The organism is Morganella morganii, from assembly GCF_041099235.1.
GTDB lineage: Bacteria > Pseudomonadota > Gammaproteobacteria > Enterobacterales > Enterobacteriaceae > Morganella > Morganella morganii_E.
In genome coordinates, this window is sequence record NZ_JBFZSO010000015.1 from 26,117 (window position 1) to 50,881 (window position 24,765).

Consider the following 24,765-nt stretch of genomic DNA (forward strand, 5'->3'; position numbering starts at 1 on the left):
TGCTATGAAAGGAATTATTCTGGCGGGCGGCTCCGGAACCCGGTTGCACCCGATTACCCGCGGGGTGTCAAAACAGCTGCTGCCGATTTACGACAAGCCGATGATCTACTATCCGCTGTCTGTGCTGATGCTGGCCGGGATCCGCGAAGTTCTGATCATCTCAACACCGGAAGATCTGCCGTCATTCCGCCGTCTGCTGGGTAACGGTGATCAGTTTGGTATCTCTCTGAGCTATGCCGAACAGCCGTCGCCGGATGGTCTGGCACAGGCTTTTATCATCGGTGAGGAGTTTATCGGTGATGACAGCTGTAGTCTGGTGCTGGGGGATAATATTTTCTTCGGCCATGCATTCAGTCCGAAACTGAAAAGTGTTGCGGCCCGGACACAGGGCGCGACCGTTTTCGGCTATCAGGTGATGGATCCGGAACGTTTCGGTGTGGTGGAGTTTGATGATGAATTCCGCGCGCTGTCGATTGAGGAAAAACCGGTTCATCCGAAATCCAACTGGGCAGTTACCGGATTATATTTCTATGATAATCAGGTAGTTGATATCGCCAGGCAGGTGAAGCCGTCTGAGCGCGGCGAACTGGAAATCACCAGTATCAACCAGATGTATCTGGAGCGCGGTGAACTGAATGTTGAGCTGCTCGGCCGTGGTTTTGCCTGGCTGGATACCGGCACTCACGACAGCCTGATTGAAGCCAGCACTTTCGTGCAGACCGTTGAAAAACGTCAGGGCTTTAAAATTGCCTGCCTGGAAGAGATTGCCTGGCGCAACGGCTGGCTGAATGACGAACAGGTGGCTGAATCCGCCCGTCAGCTGGCGAAGACCGGTTATGGTCAGTATCTGAAGAATTTACTCCATGTCCGTCCGCGCCAGTATTGAGCACCTCGCCTGGGAAAGTGACTTTTTTGTCCTGAAAACGGCAAAACTGGCATTTTCCCCGGATGCAGCACCACTGTCTGCGGCAGATTTTGCGCCGTACGATTTGGTGCAGGCCAAAATCAGTGCCGGGGATAACGCGGCACTGGATGGTTTATCGGCACTCGGCTTTTCCCTCGCGGAAAGTGAGGTGGATTTTGCATTGTCACTCAAGAGTGGCACAGAAAATGCAATGTCTGACAGTACACTCTGTTATGCGGATGAAACGGATATCCCGGTGATAAAACAGGCGGCGGCACAGGTTTTCAGCCAGAGTCGTTTCCGTGTCCCGTGGTACCAGCCGGATGACAGCGCCCGTTTCTATGCGGTGTGGGCGGAAAAAGCGGTACGCGGGACATTTGATAAAGATTGTCTGCTGATCCGCAATAAAAACAATGAGATTGCCGGGTTTGTCACTCTCCGTCAGACAGATGAACACAGCGCCCGTATCGGACTGCTGGCGGTACTGCCGGGCAATCAGGGTCAGGGTATCGGCCTGAAATTAATGTCGGCGGCGCAACAGTGGTGTGCAAAACATCACTGCCGGGTATTACGGGTTGCAACACAACTCAGTAACCTTGCGGCAATGCGCCTTTATACAAAAAGCGGTGGTGCGGTTGACAGCACTGCCTACTGGTTATACCGAGGATGCAATGATTCCATTTAATAAACCACCTGTAGTCGGCACTGAAGTTGAATATATGCAGCAGGCCATGCAAAGCGGCAAGCTGTGCGGTGACGGTTCGTTCACCAAAAAATGCGAAGAGTGGATGGAAAAACGGTTCGGCAGCGCCAAAGTTCTGCTGACCCCGTCCTGTACCGCCTCACTGGAAATGGCGGCAATCCTGCTGGATATTCAGCCGGGTGATGAAGTCATCATGCCGAGCTATACCTTCGTGTCCACCTCCAATGCCTTTGTGCTGCGTGGTGCGAAAGTGGTGTTTGTTGATATCCGTCCGGACACCATGAACATCGATGAAACCAAAATCGAAGCGGCTATCACCGATAAAACCAAAGCGATTGTGCCGGTGCATTATGCAGGCGTGGCCTGTGAAATGGATATCATCATGGCGCTGGCGAAGAAATATAACCTCTTTGTGGTGGAAGATGCCGCGCAGGGCGTGATGTCAACTTACAAAGGCCGCGCGCTGGGCTCTATCGGTCATATCGGCTGCTACAGCTTCCACGAAACCAAAAACTACTCCTCCGGCGGAGAGGGCGGTGCCACTCTGATTAACGACCCGGCGATGATTGGCCGTGCGGAAATCATCCGTGAGAAAGGCACCAACCGCAGCGAATTCTTCCGCGGACAGGTGGATAAATACACCTGGCGTGATATCGGCTCCAGCTACCTGATGTCTGACTTACAGGCTGCATACCTGTGGGCACAGCTGGAAGAAGCGGAGAAAATCAACGAGCGCCGTCTGGCATTCTGGCAGATTTACTATGATGCCCTGACCCCGCTGGCGCAGGATGGCCTGCTGACGCTGCCGGTTGTTCCGGAAAATCTGGAGCAGAACGCGCACATGTTCTACATCAAACTGAAAGATGTGGCAGAGCGCACCGCATTCAGCGAATACATGAAAGCCAATGACGTGCTGACCGTATTCCACTATGTGCCGCTGCACAGCTGCCCGGCCGGTATGGAGTTCGGGCGTTTCCACGGTGAGGATATCTTTACCACCCGTGAAAGCGAACGCCTGGTGCGTCTGCCGATGTTCTACAACATGACAGAAGACGAGCAGCAGCGCGTGATCCACCTGATTAAGGGCTTCTTCGCGTAGTATGTCTTTAGCCAAAGCCTCTGTCTGGACCGCCGGCTCCACCCTGATCAAAATCGGGGCGGGGCTGCTGGTCATTAAATTAATGGCGCTGACATTCGGCCCGGCCGGTATCGGCCAGGCACTGAACTTCCGCCAGCTGATTACGGTGCTGGGGGTATTGTCAGGTGCCGGTATTTTTAACGGCGTGACCAAGTATATTGCCGAGCACCGTGATGATGCGGAAAAACGCCGGGCGGTGTTAGGCACATCCTCAACCCTGATCCTGGTGTTCTCGACACTGCTGGCGATTGTGTTTCTGCTGTTCAGCAGACCGATCAGCATGGCGCTGTTTGATGGTAATGGCGCTTATCAGGATGTTGTTGCGGCGGTGGCCTTTATCCAGATGGGTATTGCTTACGCCAACTATTTTCTCGCGATTATCAAAGGATACCGGGATGCGTCCGGCAATGCGCTGGCGCTTATCGCGGGCAGTCTGATCGGCGTCACCGCGTATTATCTCTGCCAGCGCTGGTGGGGCTATGACGGCGCACTGGCCGGGCTTGCGCTGGTGCCGGCGCTGATTATTATCCCTGCGTTTGCCATGCTGCTGCGCCGCCGCCATTTCCCGCTTTCCGAGCTGAAACCGGCCTGGGATCGGGCGATTGCATCCCATCTGGGGAAATTCACCCTGATGGCGCTGATGACCGCAGTTACTCTGCCGGTGGCGTACATCATGATGCGGAACCTGCTGGCCTCCCGCTACAGCTGGGAGGAAGTGGGGATATGGGGCGGCGTGACCAGTATTTCGGATGCCTACCTCCAGTTTATTACCGCGTCGTTTTCTGTCTATCTGCTGCCGACCTTATCGCGGTTACAGGCAAAAAGTGATATCCGCCGCGAGATCATCAAATCGCTGAAATTTGTGTTACCGGCGGTGGCTGCAGCCAGTTTTATGGTCTGGCTGCTGCGCGATTTTGCTATCTGGCTGCTGTTCACGGATAAATTTACCGGCATGCGCGACCTGTTTGCCTGGCAGCTGGTCGGTGATGTTCTGAAAGTGGGTGCTTACGTCTTCGGTTATCTGGTGATTGCCAAAGCCGCACTGCGGTTTTATATCCTGACGGAAGTGACCCAGTTTGCTTTACTGACGCTGTCCGCGTACTGGCTGATTCCGGCACACGGTGCCGTCGGCGCGGCACAGGCCTATATGCTGACATATATTATCTACTTCCTTTTGTGTTGTAGCGTATTTCTGATCTATTGCAGGCGAGCATGACAACTTTAATTCACGTTTTAGGATCTGATATCCCGCATCATAACCAGACCGTGCTGCGCTTCTTCAATGATGTGCTGGCACCGCACCTGCCGCGAGAGGAAATGCCTGAATTTATGGTTGTTTCCACCGCCGGGCAGCTTCTGGCGCAATATCCCAACCTGGAACTGGATGTCTGGCCGGATAAAAAAAGCCTGGCGAATGCCGTCGCAGCGAAAGCAAAACGTGACCGGCAGTGCCGCTTTTTCTTCCACGGTCAGTTTAATGCCCTGATCTGGCTGGCATTATTGTCAGGAAAAATTAAACGTCATCAGTTTTACTGGCATATCTGGGGCGCGGATCTGTATGAGGATTCCCGTCAGCTGAAATTCAGATTGTTTTATCATCTGCGCCGTCTGGCACAGAAGCGGGTCGGTCACGTGTTCGGCACGCGCGGCGATTTAAACTATTTTGCCCAGTTCTGTCCGAAGATCCCGGCTGACCTGCTCTATTTTCCGACGCGGATGGATCCCTCTCTGACGGTTTTAACGCCGCCTGAGCCGCGTGGTGACGATAATATGATGATCCTGCTGGGTAACTCTGGTGACCGCTCAAACCGCCATAAAGAGGCGCTGACGCGCATTCATGAGCAGTTCGGGGAGAAGGTGAAAATCATCATCCCGATGGGCTATCCGGAAAATAACGGAGATTACATTGCCGAAGTGGATGCTTTCGCGCAGCAACTGTTCCCTCAGCAGCAGGCGGAGATCCTGAAAGACAAGATGGATTTTGATATCTATCTGAATCTGCTGAAACAATGCGACCTCGGCTACTTTATCTTTAACCGCCAGCAGGGGATCGGCACACTATGTCTGCTGATCCAGTTCGGTATTCCGTTTGTGATAAGCCGTCAGAACCCGTTCTGGCAGGATATGACCGAGCAGCAGGTGCCGGTGCTGTTTTACGGTGATGACGTGACACCGGAGGTGGTGGCGCAGGCGCGGGAGCAGCTGTTCGCCCTTGACCGTGAAAAAATTGCCTTTTTCAGTCCGAACTTTGTGCAGGGCTGGGAGCAGGCACTGGCCGCCGCGCAGGAGAAACAGGCATGAGTCAGTTTGATTTCATCGGGCTGTTTGCCGTCTGGTTTATCTCGCTGGCCTTTATTCTGCTGCTGACCTACCGCGAATTCCGCCGGGTCCGCTTCAGTTTTAATATCTTTTTCTCCATGCTCTATCTGCTGACCTTCTTTTTCGGCTTCCCGTTTACCTTTGCACTGGTGTTCCAGTTTGATGTGCAGGTGGTGCCGCCGTCCGCGCTGCTGCAGGCGCTGCTGGCGTCAGTCAGTTTCTATGCCATTTATTATGTGGCGTATAAAACCCGGCTGCGCAGACCTGACGCGGTTTACAGCGGTACCCCGCTGTTTTCCATGAACAAAACAGAAACCCGGCTCACCTGGCTGCTGCTGGCGGCGATTGCTGTCGCGACTGCCGGTATTTTCTTTATGGAAAACGGATTGCTGCTGTTTAAGCTGAAAACCTACAGTCAGATTTTCTCGAGCCAGGTCACCGGCGTAGCCTTAAAACGCTTTTTCTACTTCTTTATCCCGGCGATGCTGGTGGTGTTCTTCCTGAAACCCACATTTCAGCGCTGGATTTTCTTCCTGATCGCCACGGTGGCGTTCGGGATTATGACCTATGTGATTGTCGGCGGTACCCGCGCCAACATCATTATCGCGTTTGCGCTGTTCCTGTTTATCGGCATTGTGCGCGGATGGATTTCGCTGTGGATGCTGGTCAGCGCCGGGGTCTTCGGTGTGGTGGGGATGTTCTGGCTGGCACTCAAACGCTACAGCCTGGATGTCAGCGGGGCGGAGGCGTTTTACACGTTCCTCTATCTGACCCGCGATACCTTCTCGCCGTGGGAAAACCTCGGCCTGCTGCTGAACAACTACGACAAAATTGAGTTCCAGGGGCTGGCGCCGATTATCCGTGACTTCTATGTCTTTATCCCGTCCTGGCTGTGGCCGGACCGGCCGGATACCGTACTGAATGCGGCAAACTATTTTACCTGGGAAGTGCTGAACAACCATTCCGGGCTGGCGATTTCACCGACCCTGATCGGTTCGCTGGTGGTGATGGGCGGCTTCTGGTTTATTCCGCTCGGTGCGGTGGTGGTCGGGCTGATAATCAAATGGTTCGACTGGCTGTATGAGCTGGGCAAACGGGAGACAAACCGTTACAAAGCAGCCATTCTGCATGCATTTTGTTTCGGCGCGATATTTAACATGATTGTGCTGGCCCGCGAAGGAATGGACTCATTCGTTTCCCGCGTGGTGTTTTTCTGTCTTATTTTCGGCTTTTGTCTGGTGGTGGCGAAATTACTGTACTGGCTGTTCGAAACGGCCGGGCTTATCCGCCATTATGTGATTTCAAAGGGCAAACGCACCCGTCTTTCATCGTAAGGAATTAGCATGGAACCGTTATCTTCTGATGCCGGCAGCGCGGAAAATATCCCGCAGTATTCTATCCGTAACCACCCGATTCAGGGTTTCCGGAATCAGGCGCATTTTCTGGATTATCTGTTTAAGGACGGACAGATCAGAACCGGTACGCTGGTGGCCATTAATGCCGAAAAAGTCATGACAGCCGAACAGGATGAGGCGCTGCACACACTGCTGAGCAACGCGGAATATCTGTATGCGGACGGGATCAGCATTGTCCGTGCTATCCGCCGTAAATACCCGCAGGCGGATGTCGCGCGGATTGCCGGGGCGGATTTGTGGGAAGGGCTGATGGAACGCGCCGGGCAGGAAAACACGCCGGTGTTTCTGGTCGGCGGTAAGCCGGAAGTGCTGGCGGAAACTGAAGCAAAACTGAAATCGCAATGGAATGTGAATCTGGCAGGCACGCAGGACGGCTATTTTACCGCAGAACAGCGTGATGCCCTGTTTGAGCGCATCCGCAACAGCGGTGCGAAAATTGTGACGGTGGCAATGGGCTCGCCGAAACAGGAAATCTTTATGCGCGACTGCCGTAAGATCCATCCGGATGCCCTGTATATGGGCGTGGGCGGCACTTACGACGTCTTTACCGGTCATGTGAAGCGTGCGCCGAAGGTATGGCAGAATATGGGGCTGGAGTGGCTCTACCGCCTGTTATCACAACCGACCCGCTTCCGCCGTCAGTTAAAACTGCTGAAATTTCTGGGTTATTACTACGGTAATAAATTATAATTGCCCCTGTCCGGGCGGCTTTTTGCGGGAAAATGCTCTCTTTATCAGCAAAGCGGGTAAAGACTGAGCAAACAATACATTTGTGAAAAAAAGCACTGGACAGACGGATGAGAAATCCGTACTATCCTCTCCCGCAACGGCGCAAAGCGCCCGTAGCTCAGCTGGATAGAGCGCTGCCCTCCGGAGGCAGAGGTCTCAGGTTCGAATCCTGTCGGGCGCGCCATTATGCGTGTAAGAGTTACGGTATAGTATTTCGTTGTTGTAAGTAGTAAAATGTTGCGATGTTATGGTGGCTATAGCTCAGTTGGTAGAGCCCTGGATTGTGATTCCAGTCGTCGTGGGTTCGAGTCCCATTAGCCACCCCATTTAATAACATGTAACATGACTGTAGTGATGAACCTGCGAGGGTGGCGGAATTGGTAGACGCGCTAGCTTCAGGTGTTAGTGTTCTTACGGACGTGGGGGTTCAAGTCCCCCCCTTCGCACCATCATCATGACAAGTCAGCCTTTCGGCGAGTAGCGCAGCTTGGTAGCGCAACTGGTTTGGGACCAGTGGGTCGTAGGTTCGAATCCTATCTCGCCGACCATATTCAGAAAAAGCCCCGCTTACAGCGGGGCTTTTTCGTTTCTGCAGTTTCTGTTTTTCCTGTCCTGCTTTTCTTCCTGCTGTCGTTCCGCAGCTGATTTTTGTTTCTTTTGTGCTGATTCTACTGTGGTGTTCAGGCAGACAAAAACATACGCGTTTTCCGTGAAACCACCGCTATTGATGGAATCTGATAATTTCGATATAAATCATTATGTTATGAATGTTGTATAGATCCGGCGACAACGGGCATAATGCGTGTCGCCAAAATGAGACATTTAATCTATTGATATATAATGATTTAAATAATGCTATCAGAAAGCGTCGCAAAACAGAGACACTACGGACAGAATTGCATCAGTGATTGACAGGCAGAAGGCAGGATAAGAAAAATAAACCCACGGGAACCGTGGGAAATTGAGAAGGCGTAAAAGTTGGCACGTCTTGTGCATTACATCAGGTGTAGATGCTCATCTCATTTCTTATGTTTGCGTAAGCTTCATAAACCCGGAGATGACGCAGAGCTAAATTCGGTGCCTATTGTCCGGGTTATCGATGTAAAAGATCCCGAAATCTTTACATCAGCAACAGGACGTAACGTTGAGTGAGGCACCATCCGTCTGTAGACCTGATTGTATTTTATACACCTATCGTTTCGCGATAGGTGTTTTTTTATGTCTCATTCTTGCCATCAATAATGTGTTCAGTCAATCTCTTTTAATGATGTTCCGGCATAAAAAAAGCCAATCCGGCAGGATTGGCTCTGTGTGATAAAAAATAACCCGCCTGTGCTTATTCGCGGGGCGTTTTTTCATCCGGTAATGTCAGGGTATTGAGCAGGGCATTACGGCGGATCATGGCAGATTCCTCATACTTTTTCTGCTTATCCAGCACATCGGCCAGCCAGGCAGCATCATGCGTGTCCTGACGGGCGCTCAGGGCAGATTTAAAGTATTTCTCCGCATCTTCCCAGCGTGTTTCCTGCATGGCTAACTGCCCGAGGGTACTGTTGAGCAGCGGCTGATCCGCATCTTCCTTCTGCATCTGGTTCAGCACCTTGCGGATAGCTTTCGGATTGTCTGTCCGGATCTGCGGCAGCAGCATCAGCAGGCGCTGATCTTTCTGACGCTTCAGTCCGTCGAGCACCACCGCTTCCGCATCCGCCATATCATCACCGGCGATAAAGTGCTGCGCGGCCGCTACGGCCATCTCCGGATTGTGGCGCAGATGGCGGCTGAGGTTCTTCCACCAGTGGCGCAGTGCATCGCTGCCGTCCTGATCCGCAACCTGCTGCATCATACCGAGCCAGGCGCGGATTTCGGTTTGTTCCACCTGCTCATCCGTAAATTCGCCGGATTTTTTCATCTGCGGCAGAATGGCGATCAGGGATTTCCAGGCACCGGAGCGCGCATACACCTGTTCCGCCAGACGCAATACTTCCGGATGGCGCGGTGCGATTTCCAGCAGATTGTCGATAGCGGTTCTCGCCGCCGGAATTTCATCGCGGCTCAGCAGAATACGGGCGCGGGTGATATCCACCGGTAACTGATGACGCCCGGCCAGCTCGGAAGCCCGCTCCAGGTACTGATTGGCGCGGAGATTATCACTGCGCTGCTGTGCTGCTTCCGCTGCCAGCAGATAGTTGACCAGTGGCTGCTCAGCGTTATCCGCACTGCGGCTCAGTAATTTTTCCACCTGACGGAAATCCCCTTCCGCCAGTTTGAGCAGTGCATCGTTGGTCAGTGCACGGGCGCGGTTGCGTTTATGACCGCCAAACCAGCCGAGGGTGCGGGAACTGCCGCTTTTCAGGCGACGCCAGCACCAGCCAAGCAGCATCAGAACCGCCTGTAATCCGAGAAAGCAGATCACCAGGCCGGTAACACTGGTTTCGATATCAAAATTGTCGGTCTGGATCAGGACATAGCCCTGATGTCCGGCCACCAGCGGGCCGATAATAATCCCGGCAATCAGGATAAGAAACAGAATAAAGACTTTAAACATCTGTTATCCCTCCTGTTGCGGTGCTGCTTCCGGCTGTGCCGGTGCAGCAGCAGGTGTTTCCTGCGGTGCCTCAGCCGGTGCCGGCGGCGGGGTTTCATCGTTGAGCAGACGGCGGATGCGGGTCTGTACCAGTTTATCCAGCAGCGGCTGGCTGGTCAGGCTGTCCGGCGCACTCATTGAGATCGGCTGGGCGGCCAGCGCATCCACTTCGGCCAGGAAGGCGGCGTTGGTCGGATCGCTGTCAGAGAAATAGGCACGAACCCAGGTGGAGACCGCATCCAGTGACTGTTTGTAGCTCTCTTCCTGGTGACGCGGCACTGCCTGAGCGGCGATCAGTAACTGAGCACGGATATTTTCACGGACATAAATGTCCTGATTCGGTGCCAGCAGCGGTGCAGAGGTGTTGTCACGGCGGCGGATGGTGATGAAATCACTCATAAACCCTTTCCAGCTTTTGGTCAGGTTAGTGCGCCAGTCCGCGACGGAGGAGGTCAGCCCTTCACTGTCACTGCTGTCCATCGGCGCGCCGTCACGGCTGCCGTCATCCAGACGCAGATTATCCACCTGACCGGCAAGCTGGTTCAGGCGCAGGATCGTGCCGTCAAAATCGATCTGACTGACGGCGGACAGTGCGGTAATGTCATTGCGCAGTGCGGTGCGCACATCCAGCAGACCCGGATCATTCATTTCGGCGAGGCTGGCATCGGCATTTTTCAGCAGTACCATAGCGGTGACCACATCCTGGTCATTCCACAGTTTGCGCTCTGCCATTTTGACCAGGAAATCCGCCTGAGCGAGAAGCCAGCTTTTCACATCGGTGCTGGATAGTGCGGTGACACGGCTGCGCAGTAAATCCAGTTCGTGTTTCAGTGCCTCTTCCTGCTGCTGATGCTGTGCGCTGAGTGCAGACTGCTGTGCGATAAATTCCTGCATCTGTTTTTGTGTCTGCTGCTGTTCCTGTTGCAGCTGCGCCATCTGAGATTTCAGCTGCGCATTTTCTGCTTCCAGGTTTTTCGACAGCGTCTGAGTACCGGCCTGTGAGGCATACCAGACACCGCCGCCGATCAGCAGAATCACAGCCAGTGCGATAGCACCGCGCAGAAAGCCGGAAGGCTGTTTTTCCTCAGCGGCAGGCGGGGTTTTCCGTGACTGCGGCGCTTCCGGTGCCGGTTTCGGCGCGCTATCAGCCGCCGGTGTTTCCGGCGGTTTTTTATCAGACGCCGCTTTGTCAGTGACATTTTTTGCGGTCGCTTTTTTCCCGGCAGCTGTGTCTTTTTTTTCTGCCTGCGGATCGGTATTGGTTACGGCATCCTGTGTTTCAGGTACATCGGCCGATCCGGGTTTTTTCTCGTGTTCCGTCATTCGTGGCGTCCCATGTCTGTTCATTGAAGAGCCTGAAGTAAGGCTTCATTATCTGCACCGGCGGCGACATCAATATTCTGCCAGCCCAGTGATTGTGCGATAGCTGCCAGTCTGTCACTGACAACAATAATCCGGCATTGCAGCAGCCAGCCGAGGTGCGCGGCCGGCGTCAGCTGCCGCAGCAGGTGCAGCATTTCGCCGCTGGTTACCACCAGCGTCTGAACCTGTTGCTGCTGCCACAACAGGGCGCATTCCTCTCCGTCGTAATTTACGGGTTCGCGGCGGTAGCATTCACAGTAATCCACTACTGCGCCCCGTTCGCGCAGTGTCTGTGCCAGATGCTCTCTGCCGCCGTTACCGCGCAGCAGAAGTGCGCGGCGGCCGGTCATATCCTGTAAATCCGGCAGGATCAGCAGATGTTCGCTGGTTTCCCCGCCGGGCATAAAGGCGGCGGGTAATCCGGTCAGTTGTTCAAAGCAGTTAGCGGTTGACTGACCAATCCCATAATAGCAAAGCTTATCAGACCACAGGTAATTCTGTTGAATAAGCTGTTCATTTGCGTGATAAGCCGCATTCTTTGACAGCAGAAAAAGGGCATCTCCGGGAGAAAGTGCCGCGATTTTGGCAATCAGCAGCGGCAGTTCATGTCCCGGGGAAATTCGGATGAGCGGGGCAGAAAGGGCATTCTGCCCGCGTGAGCGCAGGGCGCTGACCAGGGCTTCACCGGCCGGTGAGGGACGGGTGACCAGGATGGTCATGCAGGCGTGTGCCCCTGATAGACTTCCGTCAGGATTGCCCGTGCGCCGTTATCCAGCAGTTCCTCTGCGAGAGAAACCCCGGCGGCGGCGGCATCCTGCGGGTCGCACAGGCGTTCACCGCGGACAATTTCACTGCCGTCCGGTGCGCCGACCAGCGCGCGCAGCCAGATTTTATCTCCCTGCCAGATAGCATAACTGCCGATTGGCACCTGACATCCCCCTTCCAGCCGGGTATTCATGGCGCGTTCGGCGCGGACACAGATATCGGTTTGTGCGTGATTCAGGGCGCTGAGTAAAGAACGGGTGCGTTCATCATCCAGGCGGCACTCAATCCCGACCGCACCCTGACCGACAGCGGGAAGGGATTCTTCCGGCGGCAGTGCACAGCGGATGCGTTCATCCAGTTTCAGGCGTTTCAGCCCGGCAACCGCCAGGATAATCGCGTCATAGTCGCCGTTATCCAGTTTGCCCAGCCGGGTCCCGACATTACCGCGCAGGTCGCGGATCACCAGGTCAGGGCGGCGTTCGCGCAGCTGGCACTGACGGCGCAGACTGGAGGTGCCGACGATACTGCCGGGCGGCAGGGCATCCACACTGTCATAATGGTTGGAAACAAAAGCATCGCGCGGATCTTCCCGCTCACAGATAGTGACTAACCCCAGCCCGTCCGGGAAATCGACCGGGACATCCTTCATGGAGTGCACGGCGATATCTGCACGGCTTTCCAGTAATGCCAGTTCCAGTTCTTTGACGAACAGCCCTTTGCCGCCGACTTTCGCCAGCGGCGTGTCGAGAATAATGTCACCTTTGGTGACTATCGGGACGAGTTCGACGCGTAACCCGGGATGGCGCTGTTCCAGTTCCTGTTTGACAAATTCGGCCTGCCACAGTGCAAGCGGGCTTTGTCGGGTGGCAATACGCAGAGATTGAGTGGTCATGATAATTGTCAGGGATCCTTGTCTTTTTATCCGGTGTTTTTTTATGTGAAACATAGCCGGAAAAATAAGAAAAACTGCCTTTGTTTTATCATTTTGCTGATAATTTTTCCAGTTACGTGACGAGACCTGCCCGGCAGATAACAACGAAAAAAGACAATCAGTGAATAAATAGTCTCAGACAGATGGCAGGAGTCTGTCAGTAAATAATTAAAACATATTTTAAATAATAAAAATATTTTGCAATTATAAAATTGTATTAATTAAATCGATTCAATTTAAATAACTATTTCATAGCATTATTAAAATAAATAAAAACGCCCTGAGTGAGTAAGCAGTATTATTTTTTTGGTCAAAAAGTGCACAAAAACAGAAACACACCGGTTTTCCTGAATATTTCCTTAGATTTTTTGTGTGTATCCCGGTGATTTTCAACGAAAATACATATTTTACAATTAGTTATCCGGCTAATAACAACTTTGGGTAATCGTGCCTTTTTTAGTGCGAAGCTTTACCCTTTGCCCCGAAGGTGTTAGATTGATCACGTTTCCGGCAATTTAACTTTGGTTCGATTCTTATCATTTTTCAGTATTACCTTATCAGTCTGTATTCATACACGTATAAAGCCGGGCATCAGGTCGTTTCCAGTTACATGAAATAAAATCAGGCGAATCCTTTGTATCTTTATATTGAAACACTCAAGCAGCGTTTGGATGCAATAAATCAGCTCAGATCTGAGCGCGCGACCATCGGGATGAGTCGTGCGTTTAAAGACGTGTACAGTCTGCTGCCGGTACTGCTGCATCATCACCATCCGGATATGCCGGGCTATGTGCCGGGTAATGTGCCGCACGGTGTCTGTTTCTGGGCGTCCGATGATGACCAGTCACACTGGCTGGCGGAGTTTTCCCGTCAGCACGGAGAGTGTCTGCCGTGTAATGCCGGCGGTGAACTGCCGATTACCGGTATCTATTCCATGGGCAGCACCTCGTCTGTCGGCCAGAGCCACTCTTCGGATCTCGATATCTGGGTCTGTCATCAGTCCTGGCTTGATCACGATGAAAAGCAGAATCTGCGCCGCAAATGCACACTGATTGAAGAGTGGGCAGCCGCAAAAGGTATCGATGTCACTTTCTTCCTGATCGATGAAAACCGTTTCCGCCACAATGCCAGCGGCAGCCTCAACGGTGAGGACTGCGGCTCGACCCAGCATATTTTACTGCTCGATGAATTTTACCGGACCGCCGTGCGGATGGCCGGTAAGCGCCTGCTGTGGACTATGGTCCCGGCAGAAGAAGAACATCACTATGATGAATATGTTCTCTCCCTTTATGCGCAGGGTGTATTAACCCCGAACGAGTGGCTGGATCTGGGCGGTCTGGGCGAACTGTCTGCGGAAGAGTACTTCGGTGCCAGTCTGTGGCAGCTCTATAAGAGTGTGGATTCCCCGTATAAAGCCGTGATCAAAAGTTTACTGCTGGAAGCTTACTCGTGGGATTACCCGAACGGGCAGCTTCTGGCTACCGAGTTTAAAAAGCATCTGCATGCCGGTGAGATTGTTCACCACGGCCTGGATGCTTACGCGATGATGCTCGACCGCGTCACCCGTTATCTGAAAGCTATCAATGATGAAACCCGTCTTGATCTGATCCGCCGCTGTTTCTACCTGAAAGTATGTGAGAAACCGCCTGCGGATGTCAGCGAACGCGCATCCTGCGGTTGCTGCGGCTGGCGCTGTCAGGTACTGTCTGAGATGGTGAAAGGCTGGGGATGGTCCCCTGAGCGGCTGGCGGTGCTGGATCGCCGTAATGCCTGGAAAATTGAGCAGGTGCGGGATGCACACAACGAACTGCTCGATACCATGATGCAGAGCTACCGCAACCTTATCCGCTTTGCGCGCCGCAATAATCTGAGTGTCAGTGCCAGTCCGCAGGATATCGGTGTGCTGACACGGAAACTGTATGCCGCTTTCGAGGCGCTGCCGGGGAAAGTCACCCTGGTCAATCCGCAGATTTCGCCGGACTTATCAGAAGAGAATCTGACCTTTATTTATGTCCCGCCGGGCCGCGCTAACCGCAGCGGCTGGTATCTGTATAATCAGGCGCCGACAATCCATACCATCATCGGCCATCAGCCGCTGGAATATAACCGCTATCTGAACAAGCTGGTCTCCTGGACTTACTTCAACGGCCTGCTGACAGACAGAACCCGTGTCTATATTCATAACGGTGAGTCACACTGCGACGAGCAGAAACTGCACGAGCTGGTGCATGATGTATCGCAGAATTTCCCTATCCGTCTGCCGGCTCCGACACCGCGTGCACTGTACAGTCCGTGTGAAATCCGCCATCTGGCGATTATTGTCAATCTGGAGCAGGATCCGACCGCAGATTTCGCCGAGCAGGTCGTACATTTTGATATGAGCAAGCTGGATGTGTTCAGCTTCGGTCAGGAACAAAAATGTCTGGTCGGCAGTATTGATCTGCTGTACCGCAATTCCTGGAATGAAGTGCGCACACTGCATTTCAGCAGTGAACAGTCGGTGCTGGAAGCTCTGAAAACCATTCTCGGCAAGATGCACCAGGATGCCGCACCGCCGTCCGGTGTGGAAGTATTCTGCTACAGCCGCCATCTGCGCGGGCTGATCAGTACCCGCATCCGCCAGCTGGTTTCCGAATGTATCGAGCTGCGCCTGACCACCAACCGTCAGGATCCGGGGCGCTTTAAGGCACTGCGCCTGGCCGGTCAGACCTGGGGGCTGTTCTTTGAGCGCCTTAACGTCTCGGTGCAGAAACTGGAAAATGCCGTGGAATTCTACGGTGCGATTTCCAACAACAAACTGCGCGGGTTTCCGGTGAAAATCAGTACGGAAACCGGTCATCTGCCGGATGTGGTGGACGGCTATGCCAGTGAGGGGATTATTCAGTTCTTCTTTGAAAACCGTGATGATAACGGCTTCAATATTTATGTGCTGGATGAGTCAAACCGGGTGGAAATCTATTCCGGCTGTGAAGGCAGCAAAGAAGACCTGATCCGGGATGTCAGCCGGTTCTATTCCTCTTCCCATGACCGCTTTACATACGGCTCCAGCTTTATCAATTTCAATCTGCCGCAGTTTTATCAGATCCTGAAAACGGACGGTAAAACACAGGTTACGCCGTTCCACAGCACGATGTTCTCCCAACCTGTTACGGAAGAGCCGCGTGATGCCCCGTATCCGGATTTCCATGCGGATGTCCGGCCGTTACAGTATCAGGCCGCCGGGCAGCGCGGCTGACACGCGACGGCACAGGTTCTGTGCCGTCAGTCTGACTCTCAGAAGCTGAACGGTTCGCCGCTCTGCTCGCTGATGGCCTGTGCCAGCATGGCAAACAACTCGCCGCCGCTGCGGTCACAAATCCATTTATCTGATTTCAGATCAAAATGATAGCCGCCGTTGCGTGCCGCCAGCCAGATCTGGTGAAATGCTTCCTGCTTGTTGATGATAATTTTTGAGCCGTTTTCAAAGCTCAGGGTCATCACACCGCCGTTGGTTTCGCAGTCAATATCCGCATCACCGTCGTAATCATCTAATTTTTCTTCAATATCCTGCAACAGCGCATCCGCTGTCCGGTGAAATTCTGTATCGTTCATCGTCATTTCCTATTTGCTTTTCGACATCTAACTGCGATTATAGAGGGTATTGACCGATGATTAACAGGCATGACTGTAAATGAAGAAAAAAATGATCTGTGCGGTATCCGCCGTGATACTGCTGACCCTGTCCGGCTGCGGACTGAAAGGCCCGCTCTACTTCCCGCCGGAAGAGCCCGCCGCTGAGAAAAGCGCCCCTGCTGCCAAGCCTGCGGCAGAGCAGTCTGCTGTGCAGACTGACAACGCTGAGACCGGCAAAACGCAAAAATGACCACCGGATAACCCCGGTTACTGAGGCGTAAACAGGATCTGAACATGCAGTTCACCAAAATGCACGGCCTGGGTAATGATTTTATGGTGGTGGACGCCGTCACCCAGAATATCTATTTTTCTCCGGAGCTTATCTGCCGTCTGGCAGACCGGCACACCGGTGTCGGCTTTGATCAGCTGCTGGTGGTGGAAGCCCCCTATGACCCGGAACTGGATTTTCACTACCGCATCTTTAACGCCGACGGCAGTGAAGTGGCGCAGTGCGGCAACGGTGCGCGCTGTTTTGCCCGGTTTGTCCGCCTCAAAGGGCTGACCAACAAACGGGATATCCGTGTCAGTACGCAATCCGGGCGCATGGTGCTGACGATTGCCGATGATGACAATGTCCGCGTGAACATGGGTGTGCCGGAGTTTGAACCGGCGCTGGTACCGTTCCGCGCGGTCAAAGAAGAGAAAACCTATATTATCCGCGCCGCCGAACGCACGGTTCTGTGTGGTGTGGTATCGATGGGTAATCCGCACTGTGTTATCCAGGTGGAAAGCACGGAAACGGCGGAAGTTGAGGTTATCGGCCCTGTTCTCGAAAGTCACGAGCGTTTCCCGGAACGGGCAAATATCGGCTTTATGCAGATCCTGTCGCGTGACCATATCCGTCTGCGGGTGTATGAGCGCGGTGTCGGTGAAACACAGGCCTGCGGCAGCGGTGCCTGCGCGGCGGTCTCTGTCGGGATACGCCAGGGGTTGCTGGCAGAAAATGTGCAGGTGGATTTACCCGGCGGCACCCTGTTTATCAGCTGGGAAGGGGAGGGAAAACCCCTGTTTATGACCGGCCCGGCCACGCATGTATATGATGGTGTTATCCATCTTTAATCATCATAAAGAGGATAAATAGCAATGGACAGTCAACAGGATACGGCCGTACTCGCCCCTTCCGGGGAGCCGGATGAGGCGGCGGTGCTGGCGTATCTGAAAGCGCATCCGGATTTTTTCATCCGCAATGCCGCGCAGATCACTGACATGACTATCCCGCACCCGGTAAAAGGTGCGGTCTCTCTGGTGGAATGGCAGCTCGGACGCCAGCGTGAGCGGATAGGTACGCTGACGGATGATCTGATGCAACTGATGATACAGGCCCGTGAAAATGAACACCTGTTCTCGCGCCTGCTGAAACTGCTGGCATCGCTGTCTGCTGCGACTTCTCTTGATGATTTTTCCGAACGCCTGAATCAGTGGGCGAAGGGGCTGAAACTCAGTCATGCCAAAATCCGTCTGTTTACCGACAGCTGGCGGCTGGGCGCGCCGTTCCGTCATCAGGATCTGGCCTTATCCCGCGCACACTTTGAAGCCATCCGTCTCTCCCGTTTCGGGGACCGCAATCATTATCTCGGACAACTGACCGCCCCTGAAATTCAGTTGCTGCTGCCGGACAGTGCATTTGTCGGCTCAGCGTCTGTATCGCTGCTGGGTGGGCAGCATGATCTCGGCGTGGTGATTTTTGTCAGCCGTGACAAGCAGCACTATCAGAAGGACATGGGTACTGCGATGCTGGAACAGGTAGCCTATTTTCTGCCGCAGCTGCTGCAGCGCTGGGTGGAGCTGGCATGACGGACAGCGCGGCAGATGACCTGCTGGTCACGGCAGAACAATTTCTGCAGTATCTGCGGGTGGAGCGCCGGTTAAGTCCGGTCACGATTACCAATTACCGCCGCCAGCTTACCGCGCTGGCGGACATGATGGCCGCCGGTAAACTCCGCAGCTGGTCGCAGCTGGAACCGGCAACGGTGCGGATGCTGGCTGCAAAAAGCCGCCGTAACGGGTTACAGCCCGCCAGTCTGGCGCTGCGTCTTTCCGCACTGCGTTCATTTCTCGACTGGCAGGTCAGTAACGGCCTGCTGCCCGCTAATCCGGCGAAAGCTGTCAGTGCCCCGAAACAGGGGCGGCACCTGCCGAAAAATATGGATGTGGATGATATTACCCGGCTGATGGATATCAGCAGCAATGATCCGCTGACCGTGCGCGACCGTACCATGCTGGAAGTGATGTACGGCGCGGGGCTGCGTTTATCGGAGCTGGTCGGGCTGAATACCGGGGATTTTGACCTGGCAACCGGCGAAGTGAGGGTGCTGGGAAAGGGCAGCAAAGAGCGCAAAGTGCCGCTCGGCAAAACGGCGGTTGCCTGTCTGGAACGCTGGCTGCCGCTGCGTGAACTGTATGACCCGGAAGACCGGGCCGTATTTATCTCCACCAAAAGCGGTAAGCGGATCTCAGCGCGTAATGTGCAGAAACGGTTTGAATACTGGGGTCTGCATCAGGGGCTGAACAGTCATCTGAACCCGCATAAACTGCGCCACTCCTTTGCGACTCATATTCTGGAATCCAGCGGCGATCTGCGCGCCGTGCAGGAATTGCTGGGGCATGCTAATCTGTCCACCACGCAAATCTATACCCATCTGGATTTTCAGCATCTTGCCAACGTGTACGATGTTGCACATCCGCGGGCCAAACGAGGAAAATCGTAATGCGTTTTTACCGCCCCCTTTCGCCTGTCCGCGCCATGACGTTCGATCTTGACGACACGCTGTATGATAATCGTCCGGTGATGGATAAAACCGAGGAGGAGGTCATTGCGTTTATCCGTCAGTATGACCCGCGTTTCAGTGACTTACCGGCTGACTATATTAATGTGTTCCGTGACCGGATACGCCGTCAGCAGCCGGAGATTTTTCATGATGTCAGCCGCTGGCGTCTGCTCTCCTGGCGTACGTTTTTCCTGCATTACGGTTATACCGCCGCCCGGGCACAAGCCGGGGCGGAGGCGGTGATGGCACATTTTGCGCAGTGGCGCAGCCGTATTGATGTGCCGCAGTCCACGCATGACACGCTGACTGCACTGGCGGCAAAAATTCCGCTGGTGGCGATCACCAACGGCAATATGGAGCCGGAAAAATGCGGGCTGGCAGATTATTTTACTTTTATTCTCAAAGCCGGTCCCGACGGGCGTGCCAAGCCGTTCTGTGATATGTACCGTACGGCGGCGCAGCGGCTGGCTATCCCGGCAGAAAATATCCTGCATGTCGGTGATAACCTGAATACCGATGTGGAAGGTGCCCTGTGCAGCGGCATGCAGGCCTGCTGGATCAACCTTGACGGCCGCGATGTTTATCACGACCCGGAAACCCGCCTGCTGCCGCATATTGAAATTACACAGTTGGATTCTTTAACCGGACTGTTATAATTTTATCTGTATAAAAAACCAGTTCTTCCGGATCCGGCTGTCCGGAAGCCGCTTTTTCTTTCGCGGCGCTGCCGCACAAAACACTGATGGAAATTATGGACGTCTCTTATCTGCTTGAAAGCCTTAATGATAAACAGCGCGAAGCGGTGGCGGCTCCCCGCTCAAACATGCTGGTGCTGGCGGGTGCCGGTTCCGGAAAAACCCGGGTGCTGGTGCACCGTATCGCCTGGCTGCTGGCAGTGGAGAATGCGTCTCCGTTTTCGGTGATGTCAGTGACCTTTACCAACAAAGCGGCGGCGGAAATGCGTCACCGTATTGAAGAGCTGGTCGGCACCAGTGAGGGCGGGATGTGGATCGGGACGTTCCACGGTCTTGCACACCGCCTGCTGCGCGCGCATCACCTTGATGCCGGATTACCGCAGGATTTTCAGATCCTCGACAGTGAAGATCAGATCCGCCTGATCCGCCGCCTGATCAAAGCCATGAATCTTGATGAAAAACAGTGGCCGGCCAAACAGGGCTGCTGGTATATCAACGGCAAAAAAGATGAGGGTCTGCGGCCTCAGCATGTTGAGAGCTACGGCAACCCGGTGGAAGCCACCTGGCTGCGGATCTACCAGGCGTATCAGGAAGCCTGTGACCGCGCAGGGCTGGTGGATTTTGCCGAACTGCTGCTGCGCGCACATGAGCTGTGGCTCAACAAACCGGCGATTTTGCAGCACTACCGCGACCGTTTTACCAATATCCTCGTGGACGAATTCCAGGATACCAACAGCATCCAGTACGCCTGGGTGCGCATGCTGGCGGGTGATACCGGCAAAGTGATGATTGTCGGTGATGATGACCAGTCTATCTACGGCTGGCGCGGGGCGCAGGTGGAAAACATCCAGCGCTTCCTGAAAGACTTCCCGGGTGCTGTCACTATCCGCCTCGAACAAAATTACCGTTCCACCAACAATATCCTGAAAGCGGCAAACGCCCTGATCTCCCACAACAGCGACCGGCTGGGGAAAAACCTCTGGACGGACGGTGAGGATGGCGAACCTATCTCCCTGTATTGTGCCTTTAATGATCTGGATGAAGCACGCTATGTGGTCGGGCGCATCAAACAGTGGCATGAGAACGGCGGAGCACTGGCGGATTGCGCGATTCTCTACCGCAGCAACGCCCAATCCCGTTTACAGGAAGAGGCGTTGTTACAGGCTGCGCTGCCGTACCGTATTTACGGCGGTCAGCGTTTCTTCGAGCGCCAGGAAATCAAAGATGCGCTGGCGTATCTGCGCCTGATCTCAAACCGTCATGATGATGCCGCATTCGAGCGCGTGGTGAACACCCCGACACGCGGGATCGGCGACCGCACTCTGGACGTGGTGCGTCAGACTGCCCGTGAGCGGGAACTGACCCTCTGGGAAAGCTGCGGTGTGCTGCTGGAAGAAAAAGCACTGGCGGGACGCGCTGCCTCCGCGCTGGGGCGCTTCCTTGAGCTGATCAATCTGCTGGCGCAGGAAACTGACGGCCTGCCGCTGCATGTGCAGACTGACCGCGTGATCCGTGATTCCGGTCTGCGGGCGCACTATGAGCAGGAAAAAGGGGAAAAAGCCCAGGCGCGGATCGAAAACTTAGAGGAATTGGTGACCGCAACCAACCAGTTCAGTTATCAGGATGCTGATGAAGGGCTGACGCCGTTACAGGCATTTCTGTCCCACGCCGCGCTGGAATCCGGCGAAGGTCAGGCGGACAGATATCAGGATGCCGTACAGCTGATGACACTGCACTCCGCCAAAGGGCTGGAGTTCCCGCAGGTCTTTATCGTCGGGGTGGAAGAGGGCATGTTCCCGGGTATGATGTCGATGGAGGAGAGCGGTCGTCTCGAAGAAGAGCGGCGGCTGGCCTATGTCGGCGTGACCCGCGCCATGCAGAAGCTGACCCTGACTTACGCTGAAACCCGCCGTCTGTACGGCAAAGAGGTGTATCACCGGCCATCCCGTTTTATCGGCGAGTTGCCGCCGGAGTGTGTGGAGGAAGTGCGCCTGCGTGCTACCGTGTCCCGCCCGGTTAATCATCAGCGGCTCGGCACACCGATCACCGCCAATGACAGCGGTTACACCCTCGGACAGCGTGTCCGTCATCCGAAATTCGGCGAAGGCACCATTATCAATATGGAAGGCAACGGCGAACATACCCGATTACAGATAGCGTTTCAGGGGGAAGGGATCAAATGGCTGGTGGCCTCCTACGCCAAACTGGAAAAACCCTGATTTCCCGCAGAGTAAAGTGTTAACCGGAGAATAACCGGTTGACACTCTTTTTCATCTGCGCATAACATGCGCACACTTTTTCTTTTCCTTTCGTTTCCGGAGGCCGCACACTATGCTGAGCGCATTTAAAGTTGACAATAAGCGTTTGCAACGTCTTGATTTAGAAGAGGGCGACGCCCTGACAGATGCGCTGTGGGTGGATATTTCGGAACCGGAAGAGCATGAACGGCAGCTGATTCAGACTCAGTTCAACCAGGAGCTGGCAACCAGCCCGGAACTGGATGATATCGAAGCCTCCGCGCGTTTCTTTGAGGACGATGACGGGCTTCACGTCCACTCCTTTTTCTATTACGAAGACGCGGACGACCACGCCGGAAACTCCACTGTGGCATTTACCCTGCGTGACGGGCGTTTATACACGCTGCGTGAGCGGGAACTGCCTGCATTCCGTCTGTACCGTATGCGCGCGCGCAAACAGACCATGCAGGACGGCAACGGTTACGAAATCCTGCTGGATCTGTTTGAAACCAAAATCGAGCAGCTGGCGGATGAAATCGAAAACATCTACAGCCATCTGGAAACACTCAGTCGGGCGATTATGAAAGGCAAACAGGATGATGAGTTCGATAAAGCCCTGTCTGCTCTGGCTGAACAGGAAGATATCGGCTGGAAAGTCCGTCTGTGTCTGATGGATACCCAGCGCGCGCTGAATTTCCTGGTCCGCCGCACCCGTCTGCCGGCGAATCAGCTGGAGCAGGCGCGCGAAATACTGCGTGATATCGAATCCCTGCTGCCGCACAATGAATCTCTGTTCCAGAAAGTGAACTTTCTGATGCAGGCGGCGATGGGCTTTATCAATATCGAACAGAGCCGCATTATCAAAATCTTCTCCGTTGTTTCCGTGGTATTCCTGCCGCCGACACTGGTGGCATCGAGTTACGGGATGAACTTCAAATTTATGCCGGAGCTGGACTGGTCGCTGGGGTATCCCGCTGCGATCGGGGTGATGATTGCAGCTGCACTCGCACCGTATCTCTACTTCAAACGCAAGAACTGGCTGTAACGTCCTTCCTCAGAAAAATGTGAACTCGATGCCCTTTGCAATCAGCATGTAAAGGGCGGTCCAGACCCCGGCGGACAGCAGACAGGTCACCAGCACCCGGGTTTGTGTGAAACGCAGCAATCCGGCCGCCATCGGGATCAGATAGCGCAGCACCGCAATAAACCGTGAGGTAAACAGGATCAGCAGCCCGCTGGTCTGAAGCCGTGCCTGAGCTTTGCCGAGGGCAGTTTTGTATTTCGCCATCAGCCCCGGAAAATAATTGCGGGTGACAATCAGACGGCCCAGATAATACGAAATCATCGAACCGCAGGCAGCTCCCAGCGTAATCACCAGCCAGATAATCACGACCGGGACGACCGGAAATGCCAGAGTCACCACCGTCATCAGCATGACCGAGGCGGGCGGCAGTACGGAAGAGAGAATAATCGTGGATTTGCTCAGGGCGATAACAAACAGAATGGCCAGCAGCCAGAGCGGATGGTCGTGCAGTACCGCCAGATGATGCGTGATCCAGTCCATATTATCCTCCCGGTGACAGCACCGGCAGATCCGGCGCTGTCTCACAGGATATCACGCTTTTTTGTAGCGGTGGCGCTGGGTGTACAGCGCGTCCAGGGTAAAGACAATCAGTCCCGCCCAGATAAAGGCAAAGGTGATCAGCCGCTCTGCGGAAATGGCCTCACCATACGCGGTGGTCGCCAGCACAAACATCAGGGTCGGACCGATGTACTGGAAGAAGCCGAGTGTGGAGAGACGCAGATGGTTAGCGGCCTCAGTAAACAGCAGCAGCGGTACGGTGGTGATAATCCCGGCGGCAATCAGCAGCAGATTCAGCGTCAGGCTGTTCATGGTCATATTGCTGGTGGCGCTGTTGGCGAAGAAAAGCAGATAAATACCGGCAACCGGCAGCAGCCACAGGGTTTCCACCAGCATCCCGCCCTGGGCATCCACCCCCAGTTTTTTGCGCAGCAGACCATACAGGCCGAACGTCATGGCAAGACTCAGCCCGATCACCGGCACAGTACCGAACTGCCAGAGCTGGATCAGCACGCCGGTAAAGGCGAGGCACACGGCGAACCATTGCAGGCGGCGGAAACGCTCACCGAGAAAGAGCATCCCGAACAGCACATTCACCAGCGGGTTAATAAAGTACCCGAGACTCGCTTCCAGCATATGGTTGTGGTTCACCGCCCAGATATAGATCAGCCAGTTTGAGGCGATGATACAGGCGGTCAGTGCGAGGATCATGATTTTCTTCGGCTGGCGGATAATCTGGCGGATACGCGGCCACTGGCGTGACACGGTGATCAGCAGGATCATAAAAAAGAATGACCAGATAATCCGGTGTGTCAGGATCTCATCCGCAGGCACCTGTTGGATCAGTTTGAAATACACAGGGGCAATACCCCAGATAAAGTAAGCGCCGAGAGCACAAAGGACGCCTTTTACGGTCTGTTGCTGGCTCATGATAGTCCAAGTCTGAAAGAAGAAAAGAAGA

22 protein-coding genes and 4 tRNA genes are annotated in these 24,765 nt (G+C 54.2%); 19 read left to right on the plus strand and 7 right to left on the minus strand.

The features are described from left to right. Positions 1-4 precede the first annotated feature (4 nt). The 11 genes from rfbA (at position 5) to AB7038_RS17230 (ending at position 7,756) form a co-directional block, all read left to right on the plus strand. Entirely contained in the window at positions 5-886 is an 882-nt protein-coding gene (rfbA, locus tag AB7038_RS17180) for a glucose-1-phosphate thymidylyltransferase RfbA (protein WP_032099215.1), read from the plus strand. Then, entirely contained in the window at positions 864-1,589 is a 726-nt protein-coding gene (gene rffC, locus AB7038_RS17185; RefSeq protein ID WP_368889622.1) for a dTDP-4-amino-4,6-dideoxy-D-galactose acyltransferase, read from the plus strand. The genes rfbA and rffC overlap by 23 nt, the downstream gene beginning before the upstream one ends. Next, positions 1,576-2,706, plus strand: coding sequence for a dTDP-4-amino-4,6-dideoxygalactose transaminase (rffA, locus tag AB7038_RS17190; protein WP_369453701.1), 1,131 nt, complete (start codon positions 1,576-1,578; stop codon positions 2,704-2,706). Before rffC ends, rffA begins: the two co-directional genes overlap by 14 nt. A gap of 1 nt (position 2,707) precedes the next feature. Next, positions 2,708-3,961 carry a lipid III flippase WzxE gene (gene wzxE, locus AB7038_RS17195; RefSeq protein WP_368889624.1) on the plus strand — a complete coding sequence of 418 codons (1,254 nt, stop codon included), beginning with the start codon at positions 2,708-2,710 and terminating at the stop codon, positions 3,959-3,961. Continuing rightward, on the plus strand, positions 3,958-5,046 hold the full coding sequence (locus tag AB7038_RS17200) for a TDP-N-acetylfucosamine:lipid II N-acetylfucosaminyltransferase (protein WP_368889625.1): 1,089 nt from the start codon (positions 3,958-3,960) through the stop codon (positions 5,044-5,046). The genes wzxE and AB7038_RS17200 overlap by 4 nt, the downstream gene beginning before the upstream one ends. Then, a complete protein-coding gene (gene wzyE, locus AB7038_RS17205; RefSeq protein WP_072872220.1) occupies positions 5,043-6,398 on the plus strand; it encodes an ECA oligosaccharide polymerase in 1,356 nt (451 codons plus the stop codon). Before AB7038_RS17200 ends, wzyE begins: the two co-directional genes overlap by 4 nt. A 9-nt stretch (positions 6,399-6,407) precedes the next feature. After that, on the plus strand, positions 6,408-7,169 hold the full coding sequence (gene wecG, locus AB7038_RS17210; RefSeq protein ID WP_368889626.1) for a lipopolysaccharide N-acetylmannosaminouronosyltransferase: 762 nt from the start codon (positions 6,408-6,410) through the stop codon (positions 7,167-7,169). Between the two features lie 146 nt (positions 7,170-7,315). Beyond that, positions 7,316-7,392, plus strand: a tRNA-Arg gene (locus AB7038_RS17215). Between the two features lie 66 nt (positions 7,393-7,458). After that, positions 7,459-7,534 (plus strand) — tRNA-His (locus tag AB7038_RS17220). Positions 7,535-7,570: 36 nt separating this feature from the next. After that, a tRNA-Leu gene (locus AB7038_RS17225) sits at positions 7,571-7,657 on the plus strand. A gap of 22 nt (positions 7,658-7,679) precedes the next feature. Continuing rightward, a tRNA-Pro gene (locus AB7038_RS17230) sits at positions 7,680-7,756 on the plus strand. 788 nt (positions 7,757-8,544) lie between these two features. On the opposite strand, the gene AB7038_RS17235 is transcribed toward AB7038_RS17230, so the two are convergent. The 4 genes from AB7038_RS17235 to hemC are packed head-to-tail and all read right to left on the minus strand — an operon-like array spanning position 8,545 to position 12,811. After that, positions 8,545-9,753: a heme biosynthesis HemY N-terminal domain-containing protein gene (locus tag AB7038_RS17235; protein ID WP_349419069.1), complete on the minus strand. Its 1,209-nt coding sequence runs from the start codon at positions 9,751-9,753 to the stop codon at positions 8,545-8,547. A gap of 3 nt (positions 9,754-9,756) precedes the next feature. Next, entirely contained in the window at positions 9,757-11,115 is a 1,359-nt protein-coding gene (gene hemX, locus AB7038_RS17240) for a uroporphyrinogen-III C-methyltransferase (RefSeq protein WP_369453702.1), read from the minus strand. Between the two features lie 20 nt (positions 11,116-11,135). After that, a complete protein-coding gene (hemD, locus tag AB7038_RS17245; protein WP_368889628.1) occupies positions 11,136-11,873 on the minus strand; it encodes a uroporphyrinogen-III synthase in 738 nt (245 codons plus the stop codon). Beyond that, on the minus strand, positions 11,870-12,811 hold the full coding sequence (gene hemC / locus AB7038_RS17250) for a hydroxymethylbilane synthase (RefSeq protein WP_369453703.1): 942 nt from the start codon (positions 12,809-12,811) through the stop codon (positions 11,870-11,872). The genes hemD and hemC overlap by 4 nt, the downstream gene beginning before the upstream one ends. Positions 12,812-13,484: 673 nt before the next feature. On the opposite strand from hemC, the gene AB7038_RS17255 reads away from it, so the two are divergent. Further along, positions 13,485-16,085 (plus strand): class I adenylate cyclase, encoded by a 2,601-nt coding sequence (locus tag AB7038_RS17255; RefSeq protein WP_369453704.1) that lies wholly within the window; start codon positions 13,485-13,487, stop codon positions 16,083-16,085. A gap of 38 nt (positions 16,086-16,123) precedes the next feature. Here AB7038_RS17255 and cyaY read toward each other — a convergent pair whose 3' ends face one another. Beyond that, positions 16,124-16,441, minus strand: a complete 318-nt coding sequence (gene cyaY / locus AB7038_RS17260; protein WP_369453705.1) for an iron donor protein CyaY — start codon at positions 16,439-16,441, stop codon at positions 16,124-16,126. Between the two features lie 79 nt (positions 16,442-16,520). Between cyaY and lptM the strand changes: the two genes are divergently transcribed. From lptM to corA, 7 genes are all read left to right on the plus strand, one after another. Beyond that, positions 16,521-16,712, plus strand: coding sequence for an LPS translocon maturation chaperone LptM (gene lptM / locus AB7038_RS17265; protein WP_369453706.1), 192 nt, complete (start codon positions 16,521-16,523; stop codon positions 16,710-16,712). Positions 16,713-16,756: 44 nt separating this feature from the next. Beyond that, positions 16,757-17,581: a diaminopimelate epimerase gene (dapF, locus tag AB7038_RS17270; RefSeq protein ID WP_004234433.1), complete on the plus strand. Its 825-nt coding sequence runs from the start codon at positions 16,757-16,759 to the stop codon at positions 17,579-17,581. Positions 17,582-17,605: 24 nt separating this feature from the next. Beyond that, positions 17,606-18,316 (plus strand): DUF484 family protein, encoded by a 711-nt coding sequence (locus tag AB7038_RS17275; RefSeq protein ID WP_368889631.1) that lies wholly within the window; start codon positions 17,606-17,608, stop codon positions 18,314-18,316. Next, positions 18,313-19,230 (plus strand): tyrosine recombinase XerC, encoded by a 918-nt coding sequence (gene xerC / locus AB7038_RS17280; protein WP_369453707.1) that lies wholly within the window; start codon positions 18,313-18,315, stop codon positions 19,228-19,230. Before AB7038_RS17275 ends, xerC begins: the two co-directional genes overlap by 4 nt. Next, positions 19,230-19,946 (plus strand): 5-amino-6-(5-phospho-D-ribitylamino)uracil phosphatase YigB, encoded by a 717-nt coding sequence (gene yigB, locus AB7038_RS17285; protein ID WP_369453708.1) that lies wholly within the window; start codon positions 19,230-19,232, stop codon positions 19,944-19,946. The genes xerC and yigB overlap by 1 nt, the downstream gene beginning before the upstream one ends. Positions 19,947-20,032: 86 nt before the next feature. Beyond that, positions 20,033-22,204 (plus strand): DNA helicase II, encoded by a 2,172-nt coding sequence (uvrD, locus tag AB7038_RS17290; protein WP_024474237.1) that lies wholly within the window; start codon positions 20,033-20,035, stop codon positions 22,202-22,204. A 112-nt stretch (positions 22,205-22,316) separates the two neighbouring features. Next, positions 22,317-23,267 (plus strand): magnesium/cobalt transporter CorA, encoded by a 951-nt coding sequence (gene corA / locus AB7038_RS17295; RefSeq protein ID WP_072872210.1) that lies wholly within the window; start codon positions 22,317-22,319, stop codon positions 23,265-23,267. 9 nt (positions 23,268-23,276) lie between these two features. Here corA and AB7038_RS17300 read toward each other — a convergent pair whose 3' ends face one another. Then, complete coding sequence (locus AB7038_RS17300) at positions 23,277-23,786, minus strand: DedA family protein (RefSeq protein ID WP_072872209.1); 510 nt, start codon at positions 23,784-23,786, stop codon at positions 23,277-23,279. Between the two features lie 51 nt (positions 23,787-23,837). Next, positions 23,838-24,734, minus strand: a complete 897-nt coding sequence (gene rarD / locus AB7038_RS17305; RefSeq protein ID WP_036409478.1) for an EamA family transporter RarD — start codon at positions 24,732-24,734, stop codon at positions 23,838-23,840. Positions 24,735-24,765 lie beyond the last annotated feature (31 nt).

Bases quoted from the DNA above. Each gene is read 5' to 3' on its own strand.
- uvrD (WP_024474237.1), top strand. From the start codon at position 20,033: ATGGAAATTATGGACGTCTCTTATCTGCTTGAAAGCCTTAATGATAAA.
- wecG (WP_368889626.1), top strand. From the start codon at position 6,408: ATGGAACCGTTATCTTCTGATGCCGGCAGCGCGGAAAATATCCCGCAG.
- hemC (WP_369453703.1), bottom strand. From the start codon at position 12,811: ATGACCACTCAATCTCTGCGTATTGCCACCCGACAAAGCCCGCTTGCA.
- rffA (WP_369453701.1), top strand. From the start codon at position 1,576: ATGATTCCATTTAATAAACCACCTGTAGTCGGCACTGAAGTTGAATAT.
- wzxE (WP_368889624.1), top strand. From the start codon at position 2,708: ATGTCTTTAGCCAAAGCCTCTGTCTGGACCGCCGGCTCCACCCTGATC.
- lptM (WP_369453706.1), top strand. From the start codon at position 16,521: ATGAAGAAAAAAATGATCTGTGCGGTATCCGCCGTGATACTGCTGACC.
- rffC (WP_368889622.1), top strand. From the start codon at position 864: ATGTCCGTCCGCGCCAGTATTGAGCACCTCGCCTGGGAAAGTGACTTT.
- corA (WP_072872210.1), top strand. From the start codon at position 22,317: ATGCTGAGCGCATTTAAAGTTGACAATAAGCGTTTGCAACGTCTTGAT.
- dapF (WP_004234433.1), top strand. From the start codon at position 16,757: ATGCAGTTCACCAAAATGCACGGCCTGGGTAATGATTTTATGGTGGTG.
- hemD (WP_368889628.1), bottom strand. From the start codon at position 11,873: ATGACCATCCTGGTCACCCGTCCCTCACCGGCCGGTGAAGCCCTGGTC.
- wzyE (WP_072872220.1), top strand. From the start codon at position 5,043: ATGAGTCAGTTTGATTTCATCGGGCTGTTTGCCGTCTGGTTTATCTCG.
- AB7038_RS17200 (WP_368889625.1), top strand. From the start codon at position 3,958: ATGACAACTTTAATTCACGTTTTAGGATCTGATATCCCGCATCATAAC.
- hemX (WP_369453702.1), bottom strand. From the start codon at position 11,115: ATGACGGAACACGAGAAAAAACCCGGATCGGCCGATGTACCTGAAACA.
- rfbA (WP_032099215.1), top strand. From the start codon at position 5: ATGAAAGGAATTATTCTGGCGGGCGGCTCCGGAACCCGGTTGCACCCG.
- AB7038_RS17235 (WP_349419069.1), bottom strand. From the start codon at position 9,753: ATGTTTAAAGTCTTTATTCTGTTTCTTATCCTGATTGCCGGGATTATT.
- AB7038_RS17300 (WP_072872209.1), bottom strand. From the start codon at position 23,786: ATGGACTGGATCACGCATCATCTGGCGGTACTGCACGACCATCCGCTC.
- rarD (WP_036409478.1), bottom strand. From the start codon at position 24,734: ATGAGCCAGCAACAGACCGTAAAAGGCGTCCTTTGTGCTCTCGGCGCT.
- yigB (WP_369453708.1), top strand. From the start codon at position 19,230: ATGCGTTTTTACCGCCCCCTTTCGCCTGTCCGCGCCATGACGTTCGAT.
- xerC (WP_369453707.1), top strand. From the start codon at position 18,313: ATGACGGACAGCGCGGCAGATGACCTGCTGGTCACGGCAGAACAATTT.
- AB7038_RS17275 (WP_368889631.1), top strand. From the start codon at position 17,606: ATGGACAGTCAACAGGATACGGCCGTACTCGCCCCTTCCGGGGAGCCG.
- cyaY (WP_369453705.1), bottom strand. From the start codon at position 16,441: ATGAACGATACAGAATTTCACCGGACAGCGGATGCGCTGTTGCAGGAT.